The organism is Sphingorhabdus sp. Alg239-R122, assembly GCF_900537065.1.
Taxonomy (GTDB): domain Bacteria; phylum Pseudomonadota; class Alphaproteobacteria; order Sphingomonadales; family Sphingomonadaceae; genus Alg239-R122.
In genome coordinates, this window is sequence record NZ_UNRC01000002.1 from 153,236 (window position 1) to 171,676 (window position 18,441).

The 18,441-nt window shown below is 56.5% G+C and carries 6 protein-coding genes; all 6 read left to right on the forward strand.

Annotated features, from left to right (window positions below):
* Window positions 1–4 precede the first annotated feature (4 nt).
* The 6 genes from G6Q15_RS02695 to G6Q15_RS02720 are packed head-to-tail and all read left to right on the forward strand — an operon-like array spanning window position 5 to window position 18,407.
* Entirely contained in the window at window positions 5–3,169 is a 3,165-nt protein-coding gene (locus tag G6Q15_RS02695) for a CHAT domain-containing protein (protein ID WP_164115397.1), read from the forward strand.
* 2 nt (window positions 3,170–3,171) lie between these two features.
* A complete protein-coding gene (locus tag G6Q15_RS02700) occupies window positions 3,172–5,223 on the forward strand; it encodes an adenylate/guanylate cyclase domain-containing protein (RefSeq protein WP_164115399.1) in 2,052 nt (683 codons plus the stop codon).
* Window positions 5,210–5,989, forward strand: a complete 780-nt coding sequence (locus G6Q15_RS02705) for a hypothetical protein (RefSeq protein ID WP_164115402.1) — start codon at window positions 5,210–5,212, stop codon at window positions 5,987–5,989. Before G6Q15_RS02700 ends, G6Q15_RS02705 begins: the two co-directional genes overlap by 14 nt.
* Window positions 5,973–6,842: a hypothetical protein gene (locus G6Q15_RS02710; protein ID WP_205518065.1), complete on the forward strand. Its 870-nt coding sequence runs from the start codon at window positions 5,973–5,975 to the stop codon at window positions 6,840–6,842. Before G6Q15_RS02705 ends, G6Q15_RS02710 begins: the two co-directional genes overlap by 17 nt.
* A gap of 23 nt (window positions 6,843–6,865) precedes the next feature.
* The gene (locus tag G6Q15_RS02715) at window positions 6,866–8,674 is read left to right on the forward strand and encodes a ShlB/FhaC/HecB family hemolysin secretion/activation protein (protein ID WP_164115406.1); all 1,809 of its coding nucleotides are present in this window, start codon (window positions 6,866–6,868) and stop codon (window positions 8,672–8,674) included.
* 58 nt (window positions 8,675–8,732) lie between these two features.
* On the forward strand, window positions 8,733–18,407 hold the full coding sequence (locus tag G6Q15_RS02720; RefSeq protein ID WP_164115409.1) for a hypothetical protein: 9,675 nt from the start codon (window positions 8,733–8,735) through the stop codon (window positions 18,405–18,407).
* Window positions 18,408–18,441: the final 34 nt, after the last annotated feature.

The following is an 18,441-nucleotide window of genomic DNA, read 5'->3' on the forward strand; positions in this document are numbered from 1 at the left end:
GAATATGCGACTGAAAAGCGGAATCCGGGCTTTATCATTGGTGCTGGCAGCAATGCTGGCCGCCACGCAACCTGCGCAGCTTGCGGCGCAGGACATGCCGCTCAGCCTGCGCGACAGTTTCCCGTTGGGCAATGAAAGCGGCGTATTGTGCCAGGTGCAGAACAAGGCCGCGGATGCTGCCAATGTCTCACCATTCGATCGCAGCTGGGCGATTGTATGCCGTGATAGTGCATTGCCGGTGGGGTATATTTTTGCGCTGCGTGATGACGGGGGTGACCCGGCTGCCCGATTGGCTGCTCGCCGTGCACAGGACGTGGATTGCAGCGCAGCGGTGCAGGCTGCGACAATTAAGGTGAATGACGCCACGCAGCAAAGTTGTAAATGGCGCAATGGCGACGTTGGGTACAGCGTCGCACAGGTCCGCATCGGCAAGGTTACCTATTTTGCCGAAGGGTTTTCTGTCTATGACAGCGCGCTTGAACTGGCACTCAAATCCATCATGGACGATGAAATTGTCGATGGCGAGATTTCCGTTGCTACGACATCAGTGGGTGATGGCGAGGCTTTTGCGCGTATTCAGGCGCTTTCACTTGATCCCGATCAAGCGCTGGCAGAGGGGTACAGGCGCAACAATAGCGGCGACTATGCCGATGCCGCACAGTTTTTTGAAACATTGCAGCAGCGCGTTGCCAGTCTCGACAAGCCGGTAGAAATCGACCCGGCGGAATTTCTGGTCAACCGGGCGTTGCAAAAATCGAACCTTGGCGAATTTGCGGAAGCCAACACACTGTTTGCCGAGGCGCGCACTATGGGAAGCTCCACGCCTGTACAGGAGCGGTTGTTGCGCAACTTTGAAGCAATTCATTTAATCAACCAGCGCAAATTCGATCCGGCTATCGCACGGCTGAACGAACCTGTGCCGCCGCTCTATAGCGGATCTGATGTTCTGCGCACGACAGGCGAGATTACACAGCCCATTTCCACGCGTATCAATGCCTCGGATGCTTCATCAGAAGCTCTGGGACTTGCCGATGATCTGAAGCTCACTCCGGAAGAACGCATCATCATCATTGATGCACAGGCCAAGCATCTGGAAGCTACAGCAAATCGTTTGAAAGGGAATAATGCCGGCGCACGCACCGCACTGGCCGATGCGCTGCGCGAAGTGGTGGCGGTGCGCGAAGGGCGCGTGATTTCCATCATCCGCCTGCGTGCACAGATACTTGCCGAACTCGCTCAGATTGCCGAAAGTGAAGGGAGTTATTCCGCTGCGCAGGGATATTTCACCGCAGCCGTCAACCTGCTCGAAGTGCAATATCCGCAGGCACGTGCGCTTAATGCGGCGCGCGCACGTTATGCCGCTTTCCTGGTGCGGCGTGGCCGTGACGATGAAGCACGGGAAATTTACAAAGGCGTCGTGGCCGCATCACTCGACAGGCGCAATCCTACTTCAGGGATGGTAAATCAGCTATCGCCCTATTTCACCATATTGGCGCGTGATATGGCGACCCGGCCTGAGTTTGCCTCTGACTTCCTTGATGCGACGCAGATACTAGTGCGCCCCGGCGTGGCCGAAACACAGTCGATACTCGCCCGCGAACTAAGCACCGGCGATGATGAAGCGGCTCGCCTGTTTCGCCAGTCGAACAACCTGACACGTTCTATTGAGCAGGCCCGTATCCGGTTTGCGGCATTGGGACAGACTGAACAAAATTCACGTATTGCCCTTCAGCGCACCGAAACCGCAGCCCAGATCGAACGTTTGGAACAGCAGCAACAGCAGACCCTTATCAAGCTTGCCGATTATCCGCAGTATAAGGCCGTGTCTTCACGCACATTGTCACTCGCTGAATTACAAGGCATGCTGGGCAGTGACGAGGCTTATATACGCTTGTCCGTGGTGTCCAATGATGTCTATGTCTTCTTTGCGAACAAGGACAGGGCGACAGCCTATCGTTCAGATATGTCAGCCGCGCAAATGACATCGCGCGTAGATGCGATCCGCGACACGATTTCCAGTTTTGACGGGTTCCAATATGTTACCAGCCCGTTCGACGTTGAAAATGCACGGGCACTGTACCGTGATCTGTTTGGCCCTGTCGCTACAGATCTTGCAAATGTGAAACATCTGGTATTTGAGCCCGATGGTGCGATGCTCAGTCTGCCTGTGAATCTGCTGGTGTCCGACGATGCATCGGTAAATGCCTATCTGACCCGCACCGAAAGCCCGGACGCTGATCCATTTGATTTTACCGGAGTTAATTGGGTAGGGCGGACAACCGATGTCAGTACAGCGGTTTCGGTGCGCGCTTTTTACGATGCACGCCAGGCGCCACTTTCACGCGCATCCAACCAGTATCTGGGTTTTGGCCAGAATGCAGCTGTTTTTGATGAAGAAAACCTGTCCGGTATCCGCGGCGCTCGTGCTGCCGACCCGCAAAGCGCGGAATATGATGCCACCAATTGCGCCTGGCCGCTGGGGGAATGGAACAAGCCCATTTCGGACAGGGAATTGCGCCGTGCGCAGGGTATTTTGGGTGATGGCACGGCCGAGGTTGTAACAGGCGAGGCTTTTACCGATGAGAACATACTGTCGCGCGGTGACCTGAACCAGTACCGTATCGTCCATTTTGCCACGCACGGGCTGGTGACTGCGCCGCGTCCGGATTGCCCGGCGCGCCCGGCGCTGCTCACGTCATTTGGGGGAGAGAATTCCGATGGCTTGCTTAGCTTCAAGGAAATTTTCGATCTCGACCTTGATGCCGATATGGTCATCCTTTCGGCATGTGATACCGCGGGCCGCGCAACCGTGGCCGCAACGCGTGATGCAGGCATCACCAGCGGCGGTGGCAGCGCACTTGATGGCCTTGTCCGTTCCTTTGTGGGCGCTGGCGGCCGGTCTGTGCTGGCCAGCCATTGGCCCGCACCCGATGATTTTGATGCTACGGAGCGGCTCATCAGCGGAATGTTTGAATCTGCGGCTGGCACCAGCATTGTGGATGCGCTCAACAAGGCGCAGCGGCCGCTTATGGACGATCCGCTGACCTCGCACCCTTATTACTGGTCCGGTTTTGCCGTGGTGGGTGATGGCCGCCGTCCGTTTATCAGCGGTACGCAAAGCGCGGCGGCACAAACAGGGAATGCGGCAGGTGAAGCAGGTAGCGATTGAGAATGGCTGAAGCAGCGCCTCTTGATGCCATGCAGGCAACAGCTTCTCCGTCCGAAGATGGGGAGATGGAGCGGACCGCGCGGCGCACTTTCCGGCAATTGGGGCCAGTGCGGTTATTTGCGACCGGCATGATATTATTGCTGGCCATATTGGTGGCCCGTTATAGCTGGGACCTGGCGCTGGTGCGCGATGCCGAGGCAGCCTTATATGACCTGCGCGCGGGAAATCTGGCAGAGGCAGTAGATCAGGATGAACGCATTGTCATGATTGTTTATACTGATCAGGTATTGCGCGATACGGGGCAGCGTTCGCCCATGGACCGCACCACTTTGGCGAATGCGCTCGCCAATATTGACCAGATGGGACCAAAGGCGATCGGGATTGATATCCTGTTTGACCAGCCACAGGATGATGATCCGCTTCTACAGTCCGCACTGCGGTCGATGCAGACCCCGACACATGTTGCTTTTGCCACAGCCGAAAGCAACACAGAAGCCATCCAGTATGAGCAGCAGAAGTTCCTGGAACAATATCTTGCCGATGCAACAACCGAAAAAACAAAACCTGCCAGCATCCGGCTGGAAACCGATCTGGATGGTGTTGCGCGCAGATGGCCGACGCAACCGGAAAATCTGCCGCCTTTCCTTTCCAATGCGATGGCACCGATACAGCCTGCATTTGAAAGCTATGAAGGGCCGATACGGTACCGTGTGCCGGCATCAAGTGAACGACCCGTTTTCAACAAGCTTCCGATTGATCTGTTTTCGGACCCTGAAATGGCCGAATTCATGGCTGACCAGGTTGCAGGCAAATATGTCCTGATAGGCGGGGATATCGTCGATTATGACCAGTTTGACACCCCCCTGACGCGGCTTGGTGATCCTGTGACGGGCGCGGCACAGATGATTGGGTTGGAGGTGCATGCGCACATGCTGGCACAGTTGCTTGATGACCTTCGGCCCAGAGCCCTGCCTAGCTGGGTTTTATGGGGAATGGCTTTGTTCGCGGCGGCGGCGGGCGCGGCGACTGCACTCATATTCGGACGTGCATGGCTGATTGCGCTGCTGTTGGCGGGGCAGATATTGTTTTTCGTGGTACTGCCATTTGCGTTGGAACCAATGAATATCAGCACATTGGGCGTGCCGTCTTTTGGCCTCGGCCTGGGCTGGCTGCTTGCCTATACGTCGGTGGGTGCGGCAGCACGGGTGATCGGTTCGAAACAGCGCGCCTTTGCACAAAGCGCGTTGGGCAAATATCTGCCGCGTTCGATTGCTACGCAGATCATGAAAGACCCTGACAAGCTTGCCCTGCACGGGGAAAAACGGGAAATTTTCTGCGTCTTTACCGACCTGGAAGGGTTTACCAAGCTGAGCCATGCGGTGCCGCCGGAAATGGTGGCGCAGCTGCTCAATGATTATCTCGACCGGTTGAGCGACGTGGTGCTCGAATATGGCGGTACGATCGACAAGTTTGTGGGCGACGCGGTGGTGGCATTCTGGGGTGCGCCCATTTCCTCGAGCGATGATGGCGAGCGTGCGGCCAAGGCTGCCTATGCGCTATATGAAGAAGGCGAGGCGTTTCGCAGAAATGTACCCGAAGGCGTTCCGCCGATTGGCCGGACCCGGGTTGGCCTGCATTATGGCGAGGCCATTGTCGGCAATTTTGGCGGTGAGGGCCGTATGCAATATACCGCGCTGGGCGATGCCATGAACACGGCGGCGCGGCTGGAGGCTGCCAACAAGGCATTGGAAACAAAAGTGCTGGTGAGCCGTCAGGCGGCGGAGCGATCCGGCCTGGACTGGTATCGCCCGATGGGCCGCGTGACGCTGCGTGGCCGCTCGACCCCGGTCGAGGTGTTTGAGCCTGCCCCCGAATGGGAAAGCACAAAGCGCGAAGAGCTGGCACAGCTTATCGCGGCGCATGAATCGGGAGAGACTGGACTTGTGCAGAAATTCACAGACAGGGCGGCAGAATTCGCGCACGACAATGCCCTGACCAATCTTATCAAAAGGTTGCAGCAGACGAAAAAAGGAGAGAGCTATGTTCTCGGCTAAAAAAATCAGAATGGTGACAGCGGCTTTTGCACTGGGTAGCGCCATGGTAAGCGCGGGCATTGCCCATGCGCAGTCCGTGGTGGTGCGTTCGACAGGGCCGTCACAGGCACAATATCCCAAGGGCAAGAAACTGGCGGCCAATGCCAGGGTGACACTGAAGAAAGGCGACCGTGTGACTGTGCTCGACAAATCGGGTTCACGCGTTTTGTCTGGCCCAGGTACCTACACACTGGACGGGCAGGTGCGGCGAGACCAGACGCGCAGCACTCGCGTGGCCGGCTTTCTTTCGAACCGCAGCACGCGGCGCGCACGCACCGGGGCCGTGCGGGGTGCGGGCAACAGCCTGCGCATGTCGGGCCAGGCTATGCCGAGCCCGAACCTGTGGTTTATCGACGTAGCCAAGGGCGGCACCTATTGTGTAGCCAATCCGGCAACGCAGATATTGTGGCGTTCCAGCGTAATGGATAATGCGACCGGTCAGCTCAGCGGCCAAAATGGCACGGCACCGATTGAATGGCGTCGTGGCAATGCGCTCAAATCCTGGCCGCTTGATGCTGTCCCACTAACAGATGGTGGCAGTTACCAGATAAACGTTCAGGGCATGGGTGGGGCGCAAACGGTTACCACCCGCCTGCTGGGCAATGTGCCAGATGATCTTGATCAGACAGCTGCATTACTGATCGAAAAAGGCTGTGATACGCAGCTCGAACTTCTTGTCACCACGTTGGAGGCAAGCGACGGCGCCATCATTGGCGGCGGCGAATAGGGGCGTGATGATGGTACGGCTGACACGCAATATCATATCTGCAGCAGCGATTATCGCGGCGGCATTTCCTGTATCTGTTGTATTTGCCCAGTCTATGGTTGTGAATGCGACAGGGCCATCATCATCGGACTATCCCAAGGGTAAAAAACTGCCTGCCGATGCGCGTATTACTCTGAAGGCACAAGATAGAGTGACCGTTGTGGACAGAGCCGGAACACGCGTTCTGAAGGGGCCGGGCAGTTTCGTGCTTGATGGCCGTGTCAATCGCGACCGCAACCTTCTGGTGGGACTGACCCGTTCGGTCAAAAATGCTTCTGCCGTCAGGGCTGCGGCAGGTGCGGTGCGTTCGGTATATCCGGGCAGTGCCACAGGCACGGCTGAAACACCGGGTGATATGTTCAAAAGGGAAGCGCAGGCAAAGCTGATGCGGACTTCGCTGTGGCATGCCGATATCGATGAAAGCGGACGTGTCTGTTATGTCCAGGATCAAGGGCTACTGCTCACGCGCAAGGATGTTGAAAAGGGCCGTTATGCATGGCTCGGCATGGCCGATGGCGGGGCGATGACCCGGCTTTTCTGGGGGCGTTACACATTAGGTGTGGCCTGGCCTGAAACGGCCACGCCGATTGGCAATGGATATCGCTACCGCCTGGTAGGCCGTGAAGATGCGGCTGCGGCGCCCAGCGAAGAAGATGTCACACGGATCGAGCTGGTCGAGCTGGATGCCTTGCCGGAAGATAATCTGGAGCTGGCCGAGCTATTGCTGCAAAATGGCTGTGAAGCACAGCTTGATGCACTTTTGAACGTACTACCCGAAGATGAGAATAAAATAACACAAGAGCCCGCTGGATAAAGCGGCCATATGGAGGGATAAGGATGCTGCATAAAACAGGAATAGCTGGCAGGACGCGCATGATCGCGGGAATTTCGATGCTGGCCATGCTTTCCCCTGCGCTGCCCGCTTTTGCGCAGGCCAATATATCCCCGCCCACGCGTGAGGAAATTGACCAAGGTATTGTCGACGCTACGCTGGATAATGAACCGCGACCATTGACGGTTGAAGGCGGTTTGGAACGTGCGCCATGCCCGCTCGCCAATCCTGAATTTGCGGACATAAAATTCCGCCTGTCAGGGGTTGAATTTACCGGGCTGAAGATGGTTGGCGCGGATATGCTTACATCCAGCTATGCCGATAAAGTGGGGCAGGAGCTTCCCGTTGCCGCGATATGCGATATTCGCGACCGTGCAGCCACAACACTTCGCGAGGCGGGTTATCTTGCCGCGGTGCAGGTGCCGCCGCAGAAAATCAGCGACGGGCAAGTGCGCCTGGATGTGCTAATGGCAAAAATGACGCGGGTGCAGATCCGCGGGAATGCAGGGCCATCGGAAAAAGCGTTGCTGGACTACGTTAATAAACTGACTGACCAGCCGGTTTTCAATATCAAGGATGCGGAACGCTATTTGCTGCTGGCGCGCGACATACCGGGGTTGGACGTGCGGCTGGCATTGCGCCCCACCGATGGCGCACCAGGAGAAGTGATCGGTGAATTTTCGGTGCAGCGTACGCCAATCTATGTGGACACCACGGTGCAGAATTACGGGTCAAAATCAGTCGGCAGGTTTGGTGCGCTGGGACGGATCAGGGTCAATGGCATTACCGGCCTTGCCGATGAAACCACGGCAAGCATTTTTTCCACGATCGATTTTGATGAACAGCAGGTGCTGCAGTTCGGTCATAGCTTCAAGCCTGGCAGTGAAGGGCTGACCATTGGCGGCAATTTCACCTATGCATGGACAACGCCTGACCTTGGCCCCGGTATTGACCTCAATTCCGAAACGCTGATTGCATCTCTTGATGCCACCTATCCGATAGTCCGCAGTCAGGCTCGCAACCTGTTCGGCACGGTCGGATTTGAATATATTGATCAGGATGTGCGCTTTGGCGCATTGCCCCTGACGCGTGACAAACTAAGCGTGCTCTATGCCCGTCTTGGCTATAATGCGATTTCTGCCCCCAGTATTACAGGCCGCGATGGTTTTTCGATTTCGGAGCCGCGCTGGGCCGTTGGGGGTTCGCTTGAAGTCAGGCAGGGGCTCAGCATATTTGGTGCGAGCAAGGGCTGCGGTCCGGCGCTTGCGCGCTGCGCAGTGCCTGGTTTTGTACCGCCTAGCCGCGCTGAAGGTGACCCCACGGCCTTTGTAGTTCGTGCCAGCGGGCAATTTGATTATCGTCCGGCGAAAGACGTGACCATAACCATCGCGCCGCGCCTGCAATATGCTCCTGATGCATTGCTGAGCTATGAAGAATTTTCCGGCGGCAACTACACGATAGGCCGGGGCTTTGATCCAGGTATATTGATCGGGGATAGCGGCGTCGGCTTTCGCAGCGAACTGCGTTACGGTTCGCTCATTCCAAAAGACCGTGCGGCATCGGCTATCCAGCCCTATGTGTTTTTTGACGCCGCATGGGTGTGGAATGAAGACGCCGCCTTTGACGGGCTGGATCCGCAAAGTCTCTATTCGGCAGGCGGCGGTGTCCGCGCCAATATCCGCAATGGCGCCCGAATTGACGCGACTTTGGCGGTTCCGCTGAAAAAAGCAGGTTTTCAGACACAGCGGGGCGATGTCCGCTTCCTGATTTCATTGACCATGCAGCTTGCGCCATGGCGGTTCGGGGGAAATTAATCCTGCCTCATTGGGTATAATGACGGGCATTAAAGGTTTTACACAGAGGAAAGCAGCAATGGCACAGACAGCATCAAAAGACCGCAGGAATGACTGGTTAATGCAGCATGTCCGGTGCCGATCATTGCTGCTGAGCAGCGGATCGGCGAGCGCAGCGGCACTGGCACTCATGTTTGCGCCGTTGCCTGCGCATGCTCAATCCATGGACAGTGCCATTTCGGCTGTCGAAGGAACAGGTAGTGTCACCAGCGGCAGTGCGACCATAGCCCAGACGTCCACGCAGGACACAGTCACGGTCAACAGCAGTGAGGCCATTATCGACTGGGATCTGACTGATGATGCGATTGGTGGCGGTGATATCGTATTCCTGCCTGAAAATAATACGCTGTTGTTCACAGGATCAAGTGACTACACGGTGCTCAACAGGATCGTGCCAACCGATGCCACGCGCGGAATCCGCATTGACGGCACGGTGCAGAGCCTGGTTGGGGGCAATACGGGCGGTAATGTCTGGTTCTACAGCCCTGGCGGGGTTATCGCCGGGGCAACATCGGTTTTCGATGTGGGTGGCTTGGTCCTGACCGCCAACGCCATTGATACAAGCGGTGGCCTGTTCGGGGCGAATGGCGAAATTCGCTTTCGCGGGGCCGCAGGCAGTACTTCTGCAGTGGTTGTTGAAAATGGCGCGCAGATAACAGCGCCGAATAATGGTGGTATCAACTCGCAAGTGGGCAGCAGCTATGTTGCGCTGGTTGCACCACGTGTGGTGCAAGGTGGCAATGTGAATGTGAACGGTTCAGTTGCCTATGTGGGCGCGGAACAGGCGGACCTCACGATCAATAACGGCCTGTTTGATATTAACGTGACAGTCGGTACGACTGACGCCAACGGCGTTGTGCACGAGGAAACAGGGCGGACACTGGGACCATCGTCGACGCCAACACCGGCAGGCGCGAACAACACTCCACCTGCCAATCCCGATGCACAAGCCGTTTATATGGTCGCCGTCCCCAAAAACGATGCGATCACCATGCTGGTGTCGGGCAATATCGGCTATTTCCAGGCTGCGAGCGCGAACATTGTCAATGGTGAAGTCATCCTGAGTGCGGGTCATAATGTCTCTGTTGGCGGCACGGATGCAAACCCGACCATTGATATCGCGTCTGATCCAGTCAATGCGCTATCTGCCAATATTGAGTTCGGCAGCCTCACACTCAATGCCTCCACGACGTTGCAGGCTAGCGACACACTGGACATGGTTACCGAAGGCTCGCAGGTGCTGGCTGTCAATAATGATCGGTATGACCTGACCGCGACGGCTGGCAACCGGATTGATATTGGCGGCATAGCAGGCGGCAGCTTTCGGGCTGGCCGCGATGTCACGTTGCGGGCGGGAACATCTGCGCAGGGTGGAACCATTAACATATTTGTGGACCGCAATACTGTTTCACCTGATGCCCAGGGGACGATTCAGATTGATGGAAACTTCACTGCTGATACCAGCGCGGCAGGAGCGGATGATTTTTTTACTATACGCAATAATGGGAACACTGGCATTGGTGAGGACGCGATTGCCGGTGATATCAATATCAATATTTCGCAGGGCGGCAGTTTCACTGTAGGGGGGAATGCAAATTTCCTCGCGGGCGCACAGGGCGGCAAGGGTGAACAGCAAAATGGCCTGGCTCAAGGCGGCAACATTTCACTGAACCTTGCCGATGCGGGAACTCGGATTGACTTTGGTGGCTTTACACAGTTTGACACTGGTACACGCAGTTCAAATTCCGGGAAAATCGGTGGCAATGGTGTGGGGCTGCTCGGTGCTGACGGCGTGGCCGGAGATGTCTCACTTAGCCTTTCTGGCGGGACTTTTACTTCCGGAACGCTGAATTTTGACATTGGGGCGAGTGCATCATCAGGCTCTGATGCAGGCACGGCACAAAGCAATGATGCCACGGCGGGAAATTTCACATTATCGGTGACGGGCGGCGCGCATGATATTGGCGACATAAATGTCAATGGCAGGTCGTCTGCAGGCCAGTCATTCAACGCTGCTGGCGACAGGGTATCAGGCAATGTCAGTCGCAGCCGGGCCAATATCCTGGTTGATGCTGGCACGCTCAATGTCGGGAACGATATTGATCTTGACCTGGATGCATTTGGCCTGGTCACTGGCAGTCCGGTTGATGTCGCCACAATCACTACCCAAAATGGCGGTTCGCTTATTGTGACCGACAATATCGGTATTACTACAAGGGCATCCGGTGACAGTGCGACGGGGACGCTGACAGGCGGTTCAATTGCAATCCGCGCCGATGGTGGAACAATCACTGCAGGGGATATGTTCCTGAGCGCGGGCGTAGGGACAAGGGACTCATCGAATACAGAAGATTATATAGGCGGCAATATTGATGTCGTATCGCAAAATGATGGTACTATTCTTGCTGGTTTTGGTAGTTTGTCCTCCAGCGCAGATGCCAGCGGGGTTGCTGGTGGTAATGCCACCGGCGGGGATATACTTATCAACGCCAATAACGGTTCGATCACATTTACCAGCACTTTGTTCGCGTCTTCCGACGGTTTTGGTGGTGCTGGCACTTCCGCGAACGGAGTCGGTACCGGCCAGGGCGGGAATGTAACACTCCGTGTCGAAGGCGTAGATGGCGATCTTTCGCTTGCCAATGCGTTTCTTGAGGCGGACGGGTCGATCAGCCAAGGCGACGAGGGCGGCTTTTTCTTCTTTGAAGGCGCTGGTGGCAACGGCGCTGGCGGTTCTGTCGTGCTTGACTTGCTGGGCGGGACGTTCACCGCCGGAGACCTGAATGTCAGTGCGGATGGTTTTGGGGGAAGTGCCGGAGGTGGCGGTTTCTTTAGAGCATTTGCAGCTGCGCCGGCGCCCAGGCTTGCCGGACCTGCACCGGCTGCGTTCGCCTTGGCTGCTGCTGCTGTTGGCACGGATGCGCTGGGCATGTCAGCGGGCGATGGCGGTGTCGGTACGGGCGGTGACGTTGTATTCAACCTGGACCTTGGAGCAGGTTCAGCCACTGTTGCGAACCTTTCCGTAACATCCAACGGTGCTGGCGGAGACGGCGCGCAAGGTGATGTGACCGCCGGTACATTTGGCGGCACTGGCGGTGATGGTATTGGCGGCAATGCGACATTCAATGCCATTTCCGGTACGTTGAACGTAGCAACCCTCACAGTCTCGGCGAATGGCAACAGCCAGAATTTTGGTGGACGTGGTGGTTTCGGCAGCGGTAGTAATGGCGGGAATGGCGGCAATGGTATTGGCGGCAGCGCGACATTTAACCTTGACGGGACAGCGACCATCAATGCCCCGACTGTGCTGGTCAGTGCGGATGGCTTTGGCGGTGCGGCTGGAGGTTCCGGTCCGGCATTCGACCCGCAAAATCAGACACAGCTTCCCGAAGGTAATGGTGGGACTGGCGGTACCGGCACGGGCGGCGATGCCGTTTTCAACAATACGGCCGGATCGATCAGTTTCCAGCAGCTTACCGTGCAGTCAAATGGCATAGGCGGCCAGGGCGGGGACAGCTTTGGCCAGACCACCGGTGAATCAACGGGTGATGGCGGCGATGGCGGTGACGGGGTTGCGGGTAACGCGACCATTAACCTGAACCAGGATGAAAGCGGCAATCCGTTATATTCTGTTATCGCCAACGGTATAGGCGGCAATGGTGGTTCCGGCTTGGATTCGGGCAATGGTGGCAATGCGACGGGCGGCGTTGCAGCGCTTAACATTAACAACGTCAATGTGCAGCTTGCACCCCCCATTATTTCGGCGGTTGCTTTAGGCGGCAATGGCGGTTTTGGCGATGGTGTTGGCGGTATAAGCGGCGATGGCGGCAGCGCGCAGGGTGGCACGGCGCGGTTGGAAGTAACTGGCGATTTGGGTGCGATTGACCTGACCAGTATATCTATGAATGCATCTGCGGCGGGCGGTACTGGCGGCAATGGAGCTGATGATTTCAGCTTCGCACCAACGGGTACTGGCGGCACAGGCGGCAATGGCGGTGAAGCGACAGGCGGCACGTCCGAAATAATCGCCCGTACAGGTGGCACGATAACGCTTCCTCCTGTCTCTTTCACATTTACCAACACAGGTGCGGGCGGCAGTGGCGGCAATGGCGGCTATTCCTATTCGGGTAGTGGCGGTGACGGCGGTGATGGTGCGAATGGCACGGGCGGAACAACACGGTTCCTGTCACAGGGCGGTACGATTAATGGCAATAATATTGTCATAACAACCTCTGGCCAAGGCGGTGATGCAGGAACGGGCGGCGGAACATTTTCCAGTTATGGGGGCGCACCTGGCACAGATGGAACCGCAGGCTTCGGCTCAGGCGGCCTTTCGGTTATCGAGGTGCAGGAGGGCAGTCCCGGCATCATCAATTTCGGCGCAACCACTATCGAATCAAGCGGTTCGGGCGGCGGTGCTGGCGGCCGGATTGAGATTACCGACACATCTGTCGATCCTGCCGGACTGATTACATTCGACAGCCTGAATGCGACCGTTATCGGCCTCAATAATCCCGGCCTCACCGGCTTTTATATGTTCAGCGATAGCGGTGCGATCACTGTCAATGGCGATGCGACCGTGAATGTTTCAGGCAATATCGAATTTGACTTCGCAAATGATGGCCGGTTTGATGTGTCTGGCAATATCGACCTTACCAGCGGGGCGGATATACTGGTGGGCCACACCAGCAATAGTGGTGTGGATTCGATCACCTCCGGCGGCACGTTCGATGCTGTGGCACAGGGTGACTTCAACAGTATGGCAGGCTCGCTTATTGTTGCGGGCAGCACGGCCACAGTGCGTGCCGAACAGGATGCGACAGTTGATGATATAACCGGCATCGGGCTTGTTGATATTTCCGCACGGCAGGATGTTACGCTTAACAATGGCGCAGTGATAGGAAACGCGTTCGTCATTAATGTTGGTGCCGGTTCCATTGTGGTCGGCCCGCAGCTGATCGTACAGGCCGGCCTCGATAACGGCACACCTCCGCCACCACCGGCCCCGCCGCCGGTTCCCGGATATGATCCGAATTTCAACGCCACCATCACCGGTAATGTGACATCAACCGGCAACATCATTGTAAATGCGGGCGGCAATGCCACGTTTGTGGCGGGCAGCACCACCATTTCCGACAATGGCCTGACGGTGCAGACGGGCGATGACATCATCATCGAGGCGGGCGCACTTGTTGAAGCGGCGGCCAACCCGGCAACGTCGCCCACGCCTGCCAATCCGTTCTCTAACTTCAATAACCTTGCGCTGCTCGCGGGTGGCCTCACTCCGCTGAGCACTGCAATCGTGACGCCGATATCATCCATTGTCGCGGCTGGCGATATAAATGCGAATGATTTCGCCATTATCATGTTGGCGAATGCGGTTGACGGGCTGGGCGGCACCATCACGGCTGACTCGCTGGTTGTTGATATCAATGACGCGCCGCCTAACGGCATCGCGCAGTCCGACGATAACGGCCTGCTCAGTGCACAGTGTGTGCAGGGCAATGTGTGTCTTGGCACGCTTGATGTGAGCAATCAGCTGTTTGTCGGCCAGGCGAGCAATAATGACGTGATCCAGGCGGTGGTCGAAGGCGGCAATGTCAATGCGGATATAATCCGCATCACTACGCGCCGTGACCTGATTGTCGGCATGGACGGTGTTGCGTCCACCTTTGACGGAGGCACGGAAATCCTGCTTGAAAGCCTGGAAGGTGATATCGACCTGCGCGATGCGGCGCTCACCAGCGATCTGCTGCAACTCAGCGCGGTAAATGGTAGCTTGCTGGGCAGTGGCAGTCTGGCGAGTACCAACGATATTGGCATCACGATAGGCGCTGATCTGAGCGCGGCCAGTATCGATACGGGCGGTGAGCTCACCACGGTTGCCGATATAGGCGGCGCGCTGGAAGGTTTTTATTCGGTACCGGGCAGTATGTTTGTCGGGTCGCACAGTGTCGGAACGGGCAGCATAAATTATGATGCCGGCGGCGACTTTGACTTTGGCGATATAAATGTCCCGGGAACCGATATTACGCTGACGGCTATCGGCAATGTGAGTATAGGAAGTTCAAACACCGCTGATAATATCGATATCAATGCAACGATGATTGATCTGGGGGATGTATCTGCCGCAGGAAATATTGACCTGCTTGCTACTGACATTATCAGTTTTGGCTCGGTTACAGCAGGCGGCACCCTTACGATGGATGCCGGGGACATTTTCGGCACAGTCGCGGGTGCCAGTGATATTGATGCGATAGCGGCAGGTACGTTCAATGTCGCAAATGCTATAGCTGGCAATACCCTGACCGTAGATGCGTTTGATGTGATAATCGGCGCTGCCAGTGGCAGCGCTGTTTCCCTTTCAGGCGCGTCTTCCGTTGAAGTCGATGACTTGTCAGGGGACAGTGCAAATATATTTGGCGGTTTGGTCACGATTCAGGATGCTATCCTGACAGGGGATCTTAACATTGACGGAGATGATATAAATATTGGCAACGCATCTGCGGACAATATCAACCTTTCATCGGTTCTGGATGTGCGGCTTGATATGCTGGATGCCGCAAGCGATGTGGTGATCAGTGCACCAGGCAATGTTCTAACGGCACTTGGCCCGGGGGATATACGCGCTGGCGGAAATATTGATCTGAACGGAGCAACATCGGTCCAACTGGACAATCTTGATGCGGGCGGGGATATTACAGTCGCAGGCGGATTTATAGCCCTGCTTTCTGCCGATGCCACTGGCACGCTTGATCTTGTATCGGACACCACAATTGAACTGTTCGGTGATTCTTTATCGGGCGGAGCCATGACTCTGAATGCCGGGAGTGATATCAATATTGCCTCGCTGACCAGTGGCGGACTATTGGATATCGACGCAGGGGGTATCCTCACGGGCGATGATCTCGTCGGTGCAGATCTGATAACAATTGATGCCCAGTCGGTTGATGTGGCGAGTGTCAGTTCAACCGGAAACGCGGCGCGTATCATCACCGCCTCGGGGGATGCAGTCTTAGGTACGGTTTCTGCAGCCACTGGCGTTATTGTCACGGCGAACGGGATGGCGGATATCGGCATGGCGACAAGCGGCGGAAATACCAATATAACCGGCACCTCAGTCACGTTGGACAATGGCACGATTGGCAATAACCTCAACGTCAATGCGACATCCGGCGATATTGCCGGAACCGGAACAATTACGGTGGGCGGTGCGATCGATCTGACTGCCACCGGCAATGTCGGCTTTGGCGATCTGGATGCGCAGGGCGGTGACTTCACTGTCGATGCGGGTGGTGATGTCAGTTTTGCTTCTGCAACCGGCAGCAATGACGTGATCATGAATGCCGGTGGCGCGATTGGTGGCGGTGATATAACCGCTGCCGGCACGGCGATGCTTGATGCGGCCGATATCGCGGTCGGCAATGTGAATGCGGACATGATCGATTTCACCAGCGGCGCGGACATCCTGTTCGATGGGCTCACATCACCCAACGCGATTGCGTTGTCGGCGGCGAATGGCACTATCGGCGCAAATACGGGCAACGGCGATATTGACAGCGGCGGCGATGTTGACCTTGCCGCGCAGGTCATCAATGTGGGTGACGTGACATCAGGCGGATCTGTTTCTGCAGATGCGAGTGCGGGTGATGCCACCTTTGGTACAGTGGATGCGGCAAATGACATCACTGTTTCCGCCACCGGGACTCCGACGCTGGCAAATGCCATCAGCGGGGGCAATACCGACATCACTGGTGCGTCGGTAACCCTGAGCAATGGTGATATTGGCGGCGACCTCACGCTCAACGCAACGGCAGGCGATGTTGATGCCAATGGCGCAGTTACTGTCGCGGGCGGTATTGATCTTGATGCGACAGGCAATATCGGTTTCGGCACACTGGGCGCAGAGGGCGGTGATTTCACGGCTGATGCGGGCGGTAATATCGATTTCACACAGGCCAATGGCGCGGCGAATATCGACATGAATGCGGGCGGTGACATTACGTTTGACGGCATTGATGCAGCCACTGGCGTTGGCATTGATGCGGGCGGCCTGGTGCAGGGCGATGTCCTGTCCAGCGGCGGGGGTGTGTCTGTTTCGGGCGAAAGCGGCATCACGATCGATACCTTATCGGCCAATGGCGATGTAGAGCTTCTTGCAGATAACGGCGCGATTGCCGTTGCGGGTGATCTGACCACGCCCGGTACTGTCCGCGCCATTGGCGAGGATGTGCTGGTGAACAGTTCCGGCGATTTGGAATTCAGTGATACCAGCGCAAGTGCCGGCAATGTAGCCGTGACCGCGCTGGGTAGCCTGGTTATGGATGATACCGATGCCAGCGGTGATGTGAACCTGACTGCGGGCGGCTCAATCACGCTTGGCGACACTGAAGCAGGTGACAGGGCAGCTTCAACTGGTCAGGGTGATATCATATTAGATGCAGGGACTGACATTATTTTGGGTAGCGATACGCTCGCGGCTGGAGCATTGTTGGCTAACGCGGGCGGCAATGTGCAGGTGGATGCGCTTGCGTCTGGCGAAACAGTCAATATCAGCTCTGCCGATATTGCCATTGCAGGCGGTGCGCAGTTGGGTGAGGGTGATTTTACGGCTGATATACAGCTTTCCAATACCGGAACTGATCCAATGTTCGTTGGCGGCGCGGATACTACCGATGGATATAGCCTGAGCAATGACGAGTTTGGCAATGTCCAGTCGGGCGGCAGCATTATGCTGCGTTCCGATGCGGCGTCGCGGCAAGGTGATGACCTTATCATCCGTGACCTGACGGCAAGTGCGGGCCAGGGCGGCAATATTGGCGCGGATGGTGCTATCCTCTTCAATGGCGGTGACAATACACGCATTGAGGGCGCGGTTTCCCTTGGCAATGCTTCTGCCGATAACGGCATTTTTGTTGATGCCGCACAGGGTATTGCTGCCGATGCTGAAACCGCGATAGTCGAACTTACCGATGCCAATGGCGGCTTTGCCGGCGAAATCGGCATGACTGCGCCTACCATCACTGCGCTGACGACTGGCGCTGCTGCGGATGTTTCCGGGCTGGATACGGCGGGCATTGATGAACGGCTTGGCCAGAGCGACGGCGTTGATAATCCCGATGGTATTTTCCGTGCCGATGCGATCACATTCAATGTGACAGACCAGCTGCTGATACAAAATACAGCGCCGGGCACAGATTTTGATGACCGGCGCGGGTATACGGTGGGCTCTGGCTCCCTGCAAATAAACGTGAATGGCTCTGATGTTCCCATTGTGATCAACGGTGTTGCCACCGATGCTGCCGGGAACCGGGTTACGGGTATCGCGGTCATTGCCGAAACGGGCATAGCGACCAGCGGCACCGGGTCCAGTTTTGACCAGGCATCAACGATTAATGGTTGCCTGATTGCGGATCCATCCAGCTGTGCGCCTGTTGTTCCGCCCGGCACAGGTGACAATCCTGACACACCCAATGACCGCGATGTGATCGAAGAAGGCCTGGACCCTGATACTTCGGGTGATCCAGGCTCATTCTTCCTTTCGCCGCTGATTGAGCTCAAGGATTTTGAGGAGTTCGGTTACGAGCCTCTAATCGACGAGCCGGTCACCGGGGCAGGCAATGATGACCTGTGGCTGCCGCCTGTAAAATGCGAGCGTGAAAATGCCGAAGGCGAATGTGTGGGTGAAGAATAGGCGCAACGAAGGAGTCTTGACCTGAGCTGCGCTT

Excerpts from the sequence above, each read along its gene's own strand:
- G6Q15_RS02695 (WP_164115397.1), top strand. The coding sequence starts at position 5 with ATGCGACTGAAAAGCGGAATCCGGGCTTTATCATTGGTGCTGGCAGCA.
- G6Q15_RS02700 (WP_164115399.1), top strand. The coding sequence starts at position 3,172 with ATGGCTGAAGCAGCGCCTCTTGATGCCATGCAGGCAACAGCTTCTCCG.
- G6Q15_RS02705 (WP_164115402.1), top strand. The coding sequence starts at position 5,210 with ATGTTCTCGGCTAAAAAAATCAGAATGGTGACAGCGGCTTTTGCACTG.
- G6Q15_RS02715 (WP_164115406.1), top strand. The coding sequence starts at position 6,866 with ATGCTGCATAAAACAGGAATAGCTGGCAGGACGCGCATGATCGCGGGA.
- G6Q15_RS02720 (WP_164115409.1), top strand. The coding sequence starts at position 8,733 with ATGGCACAGACAGCATCAAAAGACCGCAGGAATGACTGGTTAATGCAG.